The sequence below is a fragment of the Flavobacterium artemisiae genome, from assembly GCF_042678225.1.
Lineage (GTDB): Bacteria > Bacteroidota > Bacteroidia > Flavobacteriales > Flavobacteriaceae > Flavobacterium > Flavobacterium artemisiae.
In genome coordinates this window covers 628797-642480 of the sequence record NZ_JBHUDZ010000007.1, presented here as the reverse complement: position 1 = coordinate 642480, position 13684 = coordinate 628797, and the positions used below count along the sequence as shown (strand labels likewise).

Genomic DNA, 13684 nt, shown 5'->3' with positions numbered 1-13684 from the left:
AAAGTGTACCTTTGCAGCCATTAAAAATCACAGATGGAATCTATTAGAAACATTGCAATTATTGCCCACGTCGATCACGGTAAAACCACTTTGGTTGATAAAATTATGTATCACTGTCAATTATTTCGTGAAAACGAGAACACAGGTGATTTAATCCTAGATAATAACGATTTGGAGCGTGAGAGAGGTATTACTATTACTTCTAAAAACGTTTCTGTTCAATATAAAGGAACAAAAATCAATATTATCGATACTCCTGGCCACGCGGATTTTGGAGGTGAAGTAGAACGTGTATTGAACATGGCCGATGGAGTGTGTTTGCTAGTGGATGCTTTTGAAGGTCCAATGCCACAAACGCGTTTTGTATTGCAAAAAGCTATTGACTTAGGTCTTAAGCCATGTGTAGTTATCAATAAAGTTGATAAAGAAAACTGTACTCCTGAGGAAGTTCACGAAAAAGTTTTTGACTTAATGTTTGAATTAGGTGCTGAAGAATGGCAGTTGGATTTTCCAACAGTTTATGGTTCTGCTAAAAACAACTGGATGTCTGATCATTGGGAAAACGTAACTGATAATGTTGAAGCATTATTGGATATGGTTGTTGAAAATGTACCAGCTCCTAAAGTTTCTGAAGGTACACCACAAATGTTGATTACTTCTTTAGATTTCTCTGCATTTACAGGTCGTATTGCTATTGGTCGTTTAGAAAGAGGTATTTTGAAAGAAGGTATGCCAATATCTTTGGTAAAAAGAGACGGTTCTGTAACAAAATCAAGAATTAAAGAATTACATACTTTTGAAGGTCTTGGTCGTAAAAAAGTTACTGAAGTAATTGCTGGTGATATTTGTGCTGTTGTAGGTATTGAAGGTTTTGAAATTGGTGATACTATTTCTGATCACGAGAACCCTGAAGGATTAGCTTCTATTGCTATTGATGAGCCTACAATGAGTATGTTGTTTACAATCAATGACTCTCCTTTCTTTGGTAAAGAAGGTAAATTTGTAACTTCTCGTCATATTAGAGAAAGATTGACAAAAGAATTAGAGAAAAACTTAGCGATGAAGTTAGGTGAAACTGATTCTGCTGATAAATTCATGGTTTTTGGACGTGGAGTACTTCACTTATCTGTTCTTATTGAAACAATGAGAAGAGAAGGTTATGAGTTACAAATTGGTCAGCCACAAGTTATCATCAAAGAAATTGATGGTAAAAAATGTGAGCCAATTGAGGAATTAACAATCGATTTGCCAGAAAACCTTTCAGGTAGAGCAGTTGAGTTCGTAACAATTCGTAAAGGTGAAATGTTAAGTATGGAAACTAAAGGTGAGCGTATGATTATTAAATTCAATATTCCATCACGTGGAATTATTGGTTTAAGAAATCAATTACTTACTGCTACTGCTGGTGAAGCTATCATGTCACACCGTTTTATCGGATATGAGCCTTACAAAGGAGAAATTTCTGGACGTAACAAAGGTTCATTAATCTCTATGGAAAAAGGAAAAGCTATTCCTTATTCTATCGATAAATTACAAGATCGTGGTAAGTTTTTTGTTGAACCAAATACTGAAATCTATGAAGGTCAGGTAATTGGTGAAAACTCTCGTGCAGATGATATGTGTGTAAACGTAACGAAAGAGAAAAAACAATCTAACGTACGTTCTTCTGGAGCTGATGAAAAAGCAAGAATCATTCCTCCAATCATTTTCTCTTTAGAAGAAGCTTTAGAATACATTCAAAAAGATGAATATGTAGAAGTTACTCCAAAATCTATTCGTTTGAGAAAGATTTACTTAACTGAAACAGATAGAAAAAGATTTAAAATCTAATTAGTTTTAAATTTCATATTAAAAATCCCAAATTCCAATTAAGGAGTTTGGGATTTTTTTTGTGAGTATACTAGAATTTTAAGTTTTAAGTCTGGGGCTTCGAGTTGGAATTTGCAATTTTTTTAAAAGTTTATCTTACCAGACTAAAATGTCCTTTTACAGTTTTTCCGTCGACAAAAAGTAAGGTAAACCAATAATCAGCTGAAGGCAGCTGCTGGCTGTTGAAAATTCCATTCCAGCCAGAACTGTTTTGATTCATCTGTTTTATCAATTTTCCGTAACGGTCAAATATTGAAATCGTATAATCCGGCATCTGGTCAATGTTTTTGATAATCCACAAATCATTTTGACCGTCTCCGTTTGGTGAGAAAAAACGAGGATAATCTAAAACATAGATTTTAAATGTGTTAGAAATACCGCAGCCGTTTTTGTCTTGTGCATTCGCGTAATAAATTCCCGGAATGACATTTTGAAATATCGGAGAATCCTGAAAATCTGATCCAATAGAAAATTCGTAATCTCCAACACCGGTAAATTGTATTGAAATAGAGTTATCAGTTGCAGAAAAATCTTTTACAATTGCTTCAGTAATTGTAGCAGGCTCCGATAAAATCACTTTGAATTTTTTTGTTTTCTGACAGCCATTTGCGTCAGTTACAGTAACAGAATAATCGCCAGGCGTATTTACAGGAATGCTGTTTGAAGTATCGCTGGCAGATGTAGACCATGTGTAACTATTAAAACCAGTGGCAACAGATAAAGTAATTTCTTTGCCTTTGCAAAGAAATTCTGATTCCTCCCCAAAGTTTGGAGGATTAAAAGTGTTTATTTGGAGCTCAATTGGAGTAATATCATAACAATCGGCTCCATTTTGAACACGAGCATAAATAGTCTGGCTATTTGGTACGGTATTTTTAAAAATATTTGGAAGCTGATTCGTCATAGTTAGTGCATCATTTCCTGAAAGAAAATAATTAACGACTAAATTAGCAGGTAATCCAGTTAAGATTTGCGGTGTCACATCATTAGATAAATCAAATTGATAAAGACCATCTTGAACATCATCGCCATCACATTTAGCAATTGGATTTTGGTCGGGAATTGTTGTTGTAGTAATTCCTAATGTGACTTGTGCGGTGTCATAACACCCAGATCCATTTTGAATACGGGCAAAAACGATTTGATTTGACGTTTTATTGACATAATTCTCTGGATTTAAAATAGCATTTGTTTTGGCTTGAGCATCTGCCAAAGTTTCATAATAACCTTGTGTCGTATTTTGCGAATTATTATTTACAATTGTACTTACTTTAGTTAAGTTGAAAATAGAAATTCCATCGTTATTATCATCACACTGCAAAAGAGAAGTGTCTGTTGTTGTAATTTCAGGTGTAAATTCTACTGAGATTTCTCCGTTTGCAGAACAATTTAATGATGATCTGTAGGCTTCCACCCTGTAACTTCCACTTGAAGTAACAGTATATGTAGCGCCAGATTCACCCGGAATTTGCACATAATTGTTCGTGTTATCTTTTTTAAACCATGAAAAAGTAAATAAAGCAGGATTTAATTTGGTGTCCAACACATAATTTTCGCCAAAGCATACTGGATTGTTATTAGCAATTGTTCTGTCTTCGCCAAAGTTTATTTTAGAAATAAAACTGCCCGCTTCCAGAAAGACTGCAGAATTGTATTGTCGGGTTTCATCGTCAGCTATGACTAATTTTAGGTGATATTTTCTTTCTGGGATAACTTCGGTTTGTGCTGTCATTACTTTAGTTTGACCAGCATAATTAATCGGACTTGAATCAGTATTGTAACCGTTAAAATAATTTTCGTTTGCAGCTTCACATCCGCTATGTGTATTTCCGTCTATAACAGATGGATTAATTTTTGGATGAACAGTTGTTGCTGATACTGCTATTGTTGTATTGGGTACAATCGCCAGATTTTTATAATCTTCTGTACTTCCTGCTTCTTTTATTAAAAAAGCAAAACTGTCGCTGAAGTTACACGGAAAAAACTTTTGATATTCATTGGATGCAAAAATATAATTAAAACTAATCATGTTAGTTGAAGCAATAAAATCGAATTCCAATACTGTTGCTTGCGTACTGTTATTTATTCCGATGGCTTTGTTTAGGTCTTGATCTCCATTCCAGGTAACGACTTTAACACCAATGGAGGTACTTTCATCATAAGGTCCTTGAGCTTTTAGGCTTGGCGAAGTAGTTAATACAACACCACTGGGAAACGGAAAGTTAGTCCCAGAGGCGTTAAAAGATCCATAACTTGTCTGACCCGGTCTCGGATCTCCAGAGGCATTGATACTTTGAATATCAATACAAGCACTATTTATTAAGATGTTTTGAACTAAGTCTGTCGGAGTTTTTGAAGGATCAACACTAATATTCTGAGCGTTCATCATAGTGGTTAGTGAACACAAGATAAAAGTTAGAAAAAAAACTCTAAAACAGCTCATGTTAGCAAATATACTACAAATCTCTATTTTTTAATAATTTGTACGAAAAATATATAAATAAGCAGGTCCAGATTGCTACAATAATAGCAGCAGAATAACTTACACTATAATCCATGTCAGTTTCAATTCCTATTTGTGTGCCGATACTTTTTACAACAGAAAGGCGCGGTGCTGGATTTACAATTAGATTAGACATTGATTCAAGAGGGAGAAATTGCGTTATTTTTTCGTCAGTTTCACTGTTTGGGAAAATTTGAAAAGCTAATGTTCCTCTGATAATTGCTTCAATGATACTCCAAACCAATAAAAAACCCAGCGCAAAAGCAGAACGTTTTACTAAAATTCCCAAGAACAAACAGAAAGAAAAGAAACCAGCCAATTTGATGAAAAACGCCAGTAAATAATCCAAATCCATTACAATAACGTCAAGCTCTGTGTAGGAAGAAAAGATTAATCCTAAAATTAAACTCATTATAAAAACAAAAACCGTCGAGCATAAGGCAAATAATGTTACCGTTAAAAACTTAGATAATATGAATTCTTTTTTGCTTAAACCATCAATTAAATTTTGTTTTAAAGTGCCGTAACTGTATTCGTTAGCCATCATAGAAACAATCACAATTGCCAAAAAGAATTTAAGCCAAGCAGCAACATAAGTATTAAAATGCCAGATAAACGGAAAATTGAAAATTCCCATTTCGGCCAAGTGAAATTTAAAAGGACCGATATCAAATTTTATCGAAGCAATTAAAGCAATAAATGAAAGTAGAATAAAATAAGTCAGTGTCAATATTTTGCTGGCTTTGTTCAGCCAGATTTTTTGTAATTCTATAGAGAGAAGTCTTTTCATGGTTTAGTTTTTTTGAGCGATGGCGTTTTTGGTTAATTCTAAAAATTGTGCTTCTAAACTGTTTTTACGTTTTACTAAATGACTTAAAACAATGTTTTTGGAAAATAAATAAGAGTTTAGTTCAGCCGCAGCTAATTCTGATTTTAAGTAAACCAAAACTTTTCCGTCTTCTTCAACAATTTTATCAATAGCTGCATGATCTTGTAAAACAGTTTTTAGAGTTTGATTGTCATTTGCTTGAACTTCAAAAAAGCCTTCGTTTGAAGCCATTTCATCAACAGAACCTGAATATAAAATTTCGCCTTTGCGTAAAACAATTACATCAGAGCAAACTTTTTCAACTTCATCTAACAAATGCGAAGCCAATAAAATGGTAGTTCCCTGCGAAGCAATTTTTTTAATAATATCTCGAATTTGATGAATTCCCTGCGGATCCAATCCGTTGGTAGGTTCATCTAGAATTAAAATTTCAGGATCATTCAAAAGTGCCGATGCAATCGCCAGACGTTGTTTCATACCTAAAGAAAAAGTACTGAATTTGCTGTCTTTTCTTTCACTCAAACCTACTAGTTCGAGCTTTTCATTAACCTTAGAATAATTGATATTTTTGATTTTGCAGACCAGCTTTAGGTTTTGTTCTGCAGTCATATAAGGATAAAAGTTAGGCCTTTCGATAATAGCGCCCACTTTTTTTAAAGCTTCGTGTGTTTCTACATTGCCGTCAAACCAGCGATAGTTTCCAGACGATTTATTGACAACATTTAGTACAATTCCTAAAGTGGTCGATTTTCCGCTTCCGTTAGGACCAAGAATGCCGTAAACGCGGCCTTTTTGTATTTCAAAAGATACATTTTTAAGCGCCTGAATTCGGCCGTATCTTTTGCTTAAATTTTCAATGGTTAAAATGGTTTCCAAATTTTTCTGGTTTTAGTTTTTAGTATGACGAATCATTTCGAATTTTGTTACTCAATGTTCTTGCATTAAATCGTATTCCCGTAAATTTGTATTAAAGATATTCAAAATGAGCGAGCCTTTAATGGTTTTAAAAAAACCTTCTTATCCTTTAATACAGCCACTTTTAAGTTATTTGGAGCGATACGAACGTATTTCTAAAGTTTCTGTGTTTTATGATGACTTGCTTCGGTTTTCGGGTTCTATTAATGTTTATGACAAACATGATACCGATACTTTATGGATTCGCGTTTATTATGGAGAATTTGAACGTAATGAAATTGATCTTAACTTAAAAAAGATTTATTCACTCCTGCATTCTGACGGAAACAGCGAAATTATACAATACCTAAATGTCGATGCAATTGATTATTGTACGTTCGGAAATTCGAAACCTTTTAGAATAAAAGTTCGTAATATTCTCAACGACAACTACGTTCATTTTTATATCAAAAAAGCCGATGCTTCGAGAATTTACGGATTAGAATTAGAAGATATTCTTTCGCCGGATAAAATCAACTTTTTGGTTTATAAAGACACTTTGATCGAAGAACATATTATCGGAATTCCCGGTGATGTTTTTATGGATACTTTACTCGATTCGTGTACCGAAATGGAAAAAGCACAAATTGCAAAAGAGTTTGTAAAGTTTAACGAACGCTGTATGATTCGGCTTTTGGGAGATATGCGTGCGTACAATTATGTAATTGTTCCGATTCACGATTTTGATCAGGTTGTCTATAAAATCCGTCCGATCGATTTTGACCAGCAATGTTATGAAGGGAATTTTAAAGTCTATCGCCCGCAGTTTTTCAAAGAAAATTTTCCAATGATTCAATTGATTAAAGAAAAGTTAGAAGAACGTTCGATCATTCAATATAAAGATGAAGAAAGGGCAATTTTGGCAAAACGTATTCATTCGGCCGAGACCAGAATTAAAAAATTACTCAATATAATGTGCCACGATACCATTTCGACCGAAGAACATTTATTGCAGTTAAAAATGGAATTGTACCGTTACACAAACGATATGAAATTTAAAAACGCAAAATCAATGGGACACGTTATGCATGCCGCATTTGAGTTTATTACGCGTAACTTTAAAAACACAAATTTGATATAAATTTTTGAACCATATAAGTAATATAAGTTCATTTAAATAAATCTTTAAGAAAGAATCTTACTTAAATTTTCTTATACGACTTATATGGTTTAAACAAAACACAAAATATGAAAAAGTTTTTTTTACTCGGTATTTCAATCGCTTTATTAGCTTGTCAGCAGCAATCTGAGAATGATTTAAAAACACTTTATTCGCTTCCGAAAAAGCTCAAAGAAGTTTCTGGAATTGCCTATTTTCCTGAAACAAAAACACTATATACTTTGGAAGACAGCGGCAATAAAAATGCTATTTATGCTTTAAATTCTAAAGGAAAATTAGAAAGAACAATCACAATTGGAAATGCCAAAAATGTTGATTGGGAAGATATTACGAAAGATAAACAAGGAAATATCTATATTGGAGATTTTGGAAATAATGATAACGAACGAAGAGATTTATGTATTTATAAATTGCCTAAATCTGAATTGAATAAAGATTTGGCTTCCGCCGAATATAAAGTTTCGTTTTCATATCCAGAGCAAACCGAATTTCCGCCAAAGAAAAAAGAAATGTTTTACGATGTAGAAGGTTTCTTTGAGCACGGAGGTTACTTTTATCTTTTTACAAAAAACAGAAGTAAAGGTTTTGACGGAACTGCTTTTATTTATAAAATTAAAAATGCAAAGGGAACTCAAAAAGCCGAAAAAATAGGTGAATTTAAAACCTGCGGGAATTACAATCACTGCGTTTTAACAAGTGCAACAATAAGCCCAGACGGAAAAAAAGTAGCATTGTTAAGTCACGATAAAATTCTTTTGTTTAAAAACTTCAAAGGAGATTTGTTCCACAAAGGCACTCAAACCCAAATTGAACTAAACCATTTTTCTCAAAAAGAAGCCGTTGTTTTCAAAGACAATAACACCTTACTCATCGCCGACGAAAAAACAAATAAAGTAGGAGGGAATGTATATGAATTTAAGCTTCTAAGTAACTAAGTTTCTAAGATACTAAGGAAAAAAAGTTTGCCACGAATTGCACAAATTTTCACGAATTCTATTTTATTTTTTTCAGAATAAAAATTAGTGAAAATTTGTGCAATTCGTGACAAAAAACTTTATTTCTAAAAATAACTTTGTGCCTTAGTGTCTCCGTAGCAAAAAAAACTTAGAATCTTAGCTTCTCAGAGCCTTAGAATCTTCTAAAAGCTATATGCCGCTCCAAAAATAACCCTTCCGATTTCGTCTGGAGATTTAAAATAGGAAATTCTAGCTGTTAGAATATTGATAGCATTCAGCCAAAGACCGCCTCCATAATCGTGGTGCCATTTTTTAGAATCTTCGCCGTCAAGCCAAACTCTTCCATAGTCAAAACCACCAAGAATTCCGTATGTGAATGGAGCAATAGTTTTTCTGATTTTTCCAAGACTTAAACGCAGATCAGAACTTTGCGAATAATACGAATTACCAAGGAAACGCTCGTTTCTAAAACCACGTAAATCAGTGTCACCGCCTAAAGTAGCACCTTGATAAAATTCGAAATTATTATTCAAAATTGCTTTCCCTTTAAAGTAAGTAGCAAAAATCAATTTACCATTATGATCGATTTTATGAGTAAAACCTAAAACACTTTCTAATGTTGGGAAATTTTGTTTGGTTTCGTTTAAGTTTGTAGTCCAAGTTCCAGCAACCATAAAGTAGATTCCTAAAGTTGGTTTCGCAGCAAAGTCAGAGTTTTTAAACAAATATTTTACTTTTAAACTTCCAAAATTTTGGCTGTCAAATATATTCGGATTCACAATATTTGGAATGTCAATAAAACGATTTTCAGTTTGCTCAACCGTCATTCTTTGGAAGATAGGTGAAATACTAAATTCACTTCCGTATCGACCAACGTGGCGTATCGCTCCAGAAGCATTAAATTTTCTGATACGCACACGATTGTAATCCATGCTGACTTCATCGTCGTATTGCGCTTCATTTCCGTATCCAAAATAGTTCATCGCAAAATTTGGAGTCGTATAAAGCGATTCCACATCAATTACCCATTTACCCAATAAACCAGGAAAATGTGCCGCATAATTAAACTCTAAACCGCCAGTTGCAAAATAGTAGAAAGCGTTAAAAATGTGTCGTTGCGTATACGGATTTTGTTTAAAATTATTTACCGTATAATTTAAATTAATTCCCACTTTTACACCGTCATCTGGATTAAAACCAATATTCGGAAGTCCAGAAATTACATTGTATTTTGGTTTTTCGTAATTGTATAAATTAACATCATAATCGTCTGTTAACTGCGTTTGTGTTTTAGAATCAAGATTATAGGTGTTTTCTTTTGATTTAAAATCGTATACAATAACCTTTTTGCCGTTTTCAATGTTATAAGTATCATTGTTTTGACCACCGATTAAACGAATTTTAATTTTCGATTTTTCCTTTCCATTCACTTCAAAAATATCATTATCATCCAATCCGTAAATCCAAAGGTTTTTGGTTTTGGCGTCGGTTACGTTTTTGGTGTAAACCAATTCATCTCCTTCTTTTTTAACTCTGAAAACCTGAATTTCTAAGCTTTTTTTAGCATTATGATTAATTACAAATTTGTCTTTTTTGTCAGTTCCGGCAATCATAACCGTTTTGCTCAAGATATCAGAATACTCTATTGCATATTTTTGAAGGTCTTTCTTTCTGTTTTTTAGCTTTCGCTGAATTTCTTTAACAGTTTCATCCTGAACTTCTTTTGGCATATTTTTAAAAGCCTCGTCAATGTCTGCATCTGTTAAGTTTTCTTGAATGTATTTTGCCTGCTCAACCCAGTCTTTTTCGTCGGCTGTTCTTAAAAAGGCTAAATCTAACGGATAAGGTTCACGGCTCAGCCATTTTACATTGCCAATTTTATCTTTAAAAGTACGCATGTGACGCAAAGCTGGAATATTCATTAAAATAGAAAGTAATGCACCATCATATTTTACAAAAGCCTGATCTCTGTCACGCGGAATCGGTTTGTAAATTACCTTTCCGTCTTTTTTAAATTCTGCCCAGCGCCATTGGTCGCTGTGTCTGTCCCAATCACCGATAAGAATGTCAAACAAACGTGCTTTTATATATTCTTTTTGATCGACGCTGTATTTTTCATCTTTATGAAGATTCGCCATCATATCATCTGTGCTGATAATATTAGACGGATTTCCAAAGTTTTTACCATCAAGATGATTATCGGCAGGTCTTTCTTCGACCATATATAATTGATCTCCAAAACCAGCATTAAATTCGCCCAAAGCATTTTGTTTAGGTACATAATACAGAACTGGATTTGTGTGCGCCAAACCAATTTTATCCGACATACTTCCCGTTACAAAAGAAGCGTAAGGATGCGAAGTCGTGTAAAAATCGAACAAGAAATCTTCGGTATAGGTATTTTGAAAATCATTAACGACATATTGATCCTTAAAAGCAACAGACTGTAAAAATACCGTTGCACTTTTTTTCATGCCTCGCATAACAAATTCACGACCTTTTGGATCAGACATTCGTAAAGAAACAGATTGATGGCCGCCGCCTTCGCGAATAGGTTTTAGTCCGCCTAGCAAAGTATCTACAGTAGCAACTTTTGCTTCAATCGGCATGCTGTAATATTTTCTGTAATGTTGTCCGAATAAAAACTGATGGAACCAGCTTTTATCGGTCATTTTTGGAGAATAAATCGAAGTGGTAATTTTTGAAGGGAATTTATTCGGAATGTCAGATGCCCAGTTAATTTCTTTAGCCTTTATAATTTCACGTTCAAAAAGCTTTTTTTCTTTGTTGTTTTCATTTGCATAAAAAGAAACTTTGGCGTCTCCGCTTTTATACATCGTTAAAGTTGCGTAACCATTTCCGCCGTATGAAAAATCATTTTCATTAATAGCTCTTGCCGCTTCTGATTTTGAACCCGCACCGCTGATAATCTGCTGAATATTTTCTTTACTGATGTATTGTAAATTATGATCGTGTCCAGAAACTACAATGACATTTTTCTGCTTTTGCAAAAGCGTTTTAATACGTTTTGCATAAATCGTATATTGTTTATTTTGAATATCCTGTGGACTCGCGCCAGATGTTTTTCGAAGTAAATTGATAAAAGATCCAATTACCGGAAGCGGAATTTTTTTCTCTAGCGGAAATAATTGTTTCTCTAAAGAAAATTGTCCGCCGTGAGTTCCGTTGCTTAATAACGGATGATGAATCGCCAGAACAACCGTTTTTTCTTGGTTTTTATTTAGAAGATTTTCCAACTCTTCAAAGAATTGTTCTCTCGTTTTAATGTCGCAGTTGTCATTCATTGTTGGGTGGTTGTCCCAATCTTCCAGAAACCATTCACTATCAACGGCTATCAAAGTTGATGTGCTGTCTATTTTTACATCTTCAATCGGACAAGATTTACGTGGTAAAAAAGCTTTTTTGTCGTTCAAATATTTGGTTACAAAATCAGCTTGTTTTTCCAGTCCTTTTATACCGCTGTACCAATCGTGATTGCCTGGAATTACAATGGTTTTTCCTTTAAAACCTTCAGTCAGTTTTAGTTGATTAGTCAGTTTTGTTTCTGCCAAAGCTTTCTCTGCATCGTTCTTTTCGGCAGGAAAACCTTTAGGATAGATGTTATCTCCTAAAAATAAAAGAGTTGATTTTTTGCTCGCTTTTTTTAATCTTTGATGCAAAAGTTCGAGCGTTTGTTGTGCCTGTGTTTCATCAGCATTTCCGGCATCGCCGACCAAATAATACGTATGTGCAATTTTTATCGAGTCGGTTGCGTTTTCGTCTAGGTTGGCGCTCACATTTTTCCCATATTGCGGTTGCTTAGTGGCGCAAGAAAAAACAAAGAAAAGTATCGCTGCAGCTGAGAAGCGGGTTTTAATTTTCGCAATAAAATGATTATCCAAAAACAATTTCATAATTTAGTGGTATAAAAATATTCTTTATGAATCTAATAGAACAATCCGAGGATTTCGTCAGTAATTTACTCAAAGATAAACTTTCTAATTTATATTCTTACCATAATTTTAACCATACTTTCACAGTGGTTACTGCGGTAAAGGAACTATGTAAAAAAGAAGATGTTGAAAGTGAGGAAAAAGAAGCACTTTTGGTGGCCGCTTGGTTTCATGATACGGGATATGTTGAAGGTTATGAAGATCATGAAAATAAGAGTGTAAAAATTGCTGTAGACTTTTTGCATACAAAAGGAAAATCGGAAGAATTTATAGCATTGGTTTCCAGTTTAATTTTGGCTACAGCCAAAGAATACCAGCCGAAAACACATCTCGAAAAAATTATTAAAGATGCAGATTACGCTCATTTGATGGGAGCAGAATATACTACAACCTGCGAATTGCTTCGTTTAGAATTAAAAAATACTGGATTAGCCAATTTTTCTAATGCCGAATGGACACGAGAAAATTTGAATTTCTTATTGAATAAACATCGTTTCTATACCGATTATGCGCTGAGAAAATGGCAGCCTTTAAAAGAAAAAAACCTGCTTTTGATTCAGAAAAAAATAAACAAGCAGGAACTCAAAGCGGCTGCTGCAATAGAAGAAGAAAATAAAAAGAAAGAAAAGGGAGAAAAAGCCGAAAAACCAGAACGTGGTATTGACACTTTATTTCGCGTTACGTTAGGAAATCATACGCGTTTGAGTGGCATTGCTGATAGTAAAGCGAATATTTTATTGTCTGTAAACGCGATTATCATTTCGATTGCACTTTCGTCAATTATTCCAAAATTAGACAGTCCGAAAAATGCACATTTGGTTGTTCCTACTTTTATTATGTTGATGTCGAGCGTCATCACGATTATTTTTGCTATTCTTTCGACAAGACCAAAAGTAACCTCAGGTTTTTTTACCCGAGGAGATGTTGAGGCTAAAAAAGTAAATTTAATGTTTTTCGGAAATTTCTATAAAATGCCCCTAGAAGATTATGATTGGGCAATGAATGAAATGATGAAAGATAGAGACTATCTTTATTCTACAATGATTAAAGATTTGTATTATTTAGGTTTGGTTTTACAACGTAAATACAATCTGCTCAGAATTGCATATAACTTTTTTATGGTCGGAATTATTATAACTGTAATTGCCTTTGTGATTGCTTTTAAAGGGATTACGCTTTAGTGAAAAATTTATTTTAAACACATAGAAACATAGTTTTTTTGTTTTTGTATAAAAGAAATATAAAAAGAAACTCGTTTCTCACACATAGTATAAATAATAGAAAAACTTTGTCGAAGTTTTAAACACATAGAAACATAGTTTTTTTTGTTTTTTGCATAAAAGAATATAAAAAGAAACTCGTTTCTCACACATAGAATAAATAATAGAAAAGCTTTGTCTAAGTTTCAACTTTGACAAAGCTTTTTTGATTTTGCTATGATTGTTTAAATAAATGAAATGCCTTTTTAAACAAAGAGTATTACTATGACACTATGTGTTT

General features: G+C 33.5%; 8 protein-coding genes. 4 read left to right on the top strand and 4 right to left on the bottom strand.

Going from position 1 to position 13684, the window contains the following annotated elements:
* Nucleotides 1–33: 33 nt before the first annotated feature.
* The gene (gene typA / locus ACFSC2_RS08030; protein WP_379816882.1) at nucleotides 34–1830 is read left to right on the top strand and encodes a translational GTPase TypA; all 1797 of its coding nucleotides are present in this window, start codon (nucleotides 34–36) and stop codon (nucleotides 1828–1830) included.
* A gap of 130 nt (nucleotides 1831–1960) precedes the next feature.
* Here typA and ACFSC2_RS08025 read toward each other — a convergent pair whose 3' ends face one another.
* The 3 genes from ACFSC2_RS08025 to ACFSC2_RS08015 all read right to left on the bottom strand — a co-directional run bounded on the left by ACFSC2_RS08025 (nucleotide 1961) and on the right by ACFSC2_RS08015 (nucleotide 6077).
* Nucleotides 1961–4258, bottom strand: coding sequence for a T9SS type B sorting domain-containing protein (locus tag ACFSC2_RS08025; protein ID WP_379816881.1), 2298 nt, complete (start codon nucleotides 4256–4258; stop codon nucleotides 1961–1963).
* A gap of 67 nt (nucleotides 4259–4325) precedes the next feature.
* Complete coding sequence (locus ACFSC2_RS08020) at nucleotides 4326–5162, bottom strand: ABC transporter permease (RefSeq protein WP_379816880.1); 837 nt, start codon at nucleotides 5160–5162, stop codon at nucleotides 4326–4328.
* Between the two features lie 3 nt (nucleotides 5163–5165).
* Complete coding sequence (locus tag ACFSC2_RS08015) at nucleotides 5166–6077, bottom strand: ABC transporter ATP-binding protein (RefSeq protein ID WP_379816879.1); 912 nt, start codon at nucleotides 6075–6077, stop codon at nucleotides 5166–5168.
* A gap of 106 nt (nucleotides 6078–6183) precedes the next feature.
* On the opposite strand from ACFSC2_RS08015, the gene ACFSC2_RS08010 reads away from it, so the two are divergent.
* Nucleotides 6184–7236 carry a hypothetical protein gene (locus ACFSC2_RS08010; RefSeq protein ID WP_379816878.1) on the top strand — a complete coding sequence of 351 codons (1053 nt, stop codon included), beginning with the start codon at nucleotides 6184–6186 and terminating at the stop codon, nucleotides 7234–7236.
* 107 nt (nucleotides 7237–7343) lie between these two features.
* A complete protein-coding gene (locus ACFSC2_RS08005; protein ID WP_379816877.1) occupies nucleotides 7344–8210 on the top strand; it encodes a hypothetical protein in 867 nt (288 codons plus the stop codon).
* A 203-nt stretch (nucleotides 8211–8413) separates the two neighbouring features.
* Here the strand turns inward: ACFSC2_RS08005 and ACFSC2_RS08000 are convergent, their stop codons facing one another.
* On the bottom strand, nucleotides 8414–12145 hold the full coding sequence (locus tag ACFSC2_RS08000; RefSeq protein WP_379816876.1) for a metallophosphoesterase: 3732 nt from the start codon (nucleotides 12143–12145) through the stop codon (nucleotides 8414–8416).
* A 26-nt stretch (nucleotides 12146–12171) separates the two neighbouring features.
* On the opposite strand from ACFSC2_RS08000, the gene ACFSC2_RS07995 reads away from it, so the two are divergent.
* Nucleotides 12172–13365: a Pycsar system effector family protein gene (locus tag ACFSC2_RS07995; protein WP_379816875.1), complete on the top strand. Its 1194-nt coding sequence runs from the start codon at nucleotides 12172–12174 to the stop codon at nucleotides 13363–13365.
* The last annotated feature ends 319 nt before the right edge of the window (nucleotides 13366–13684 follow it).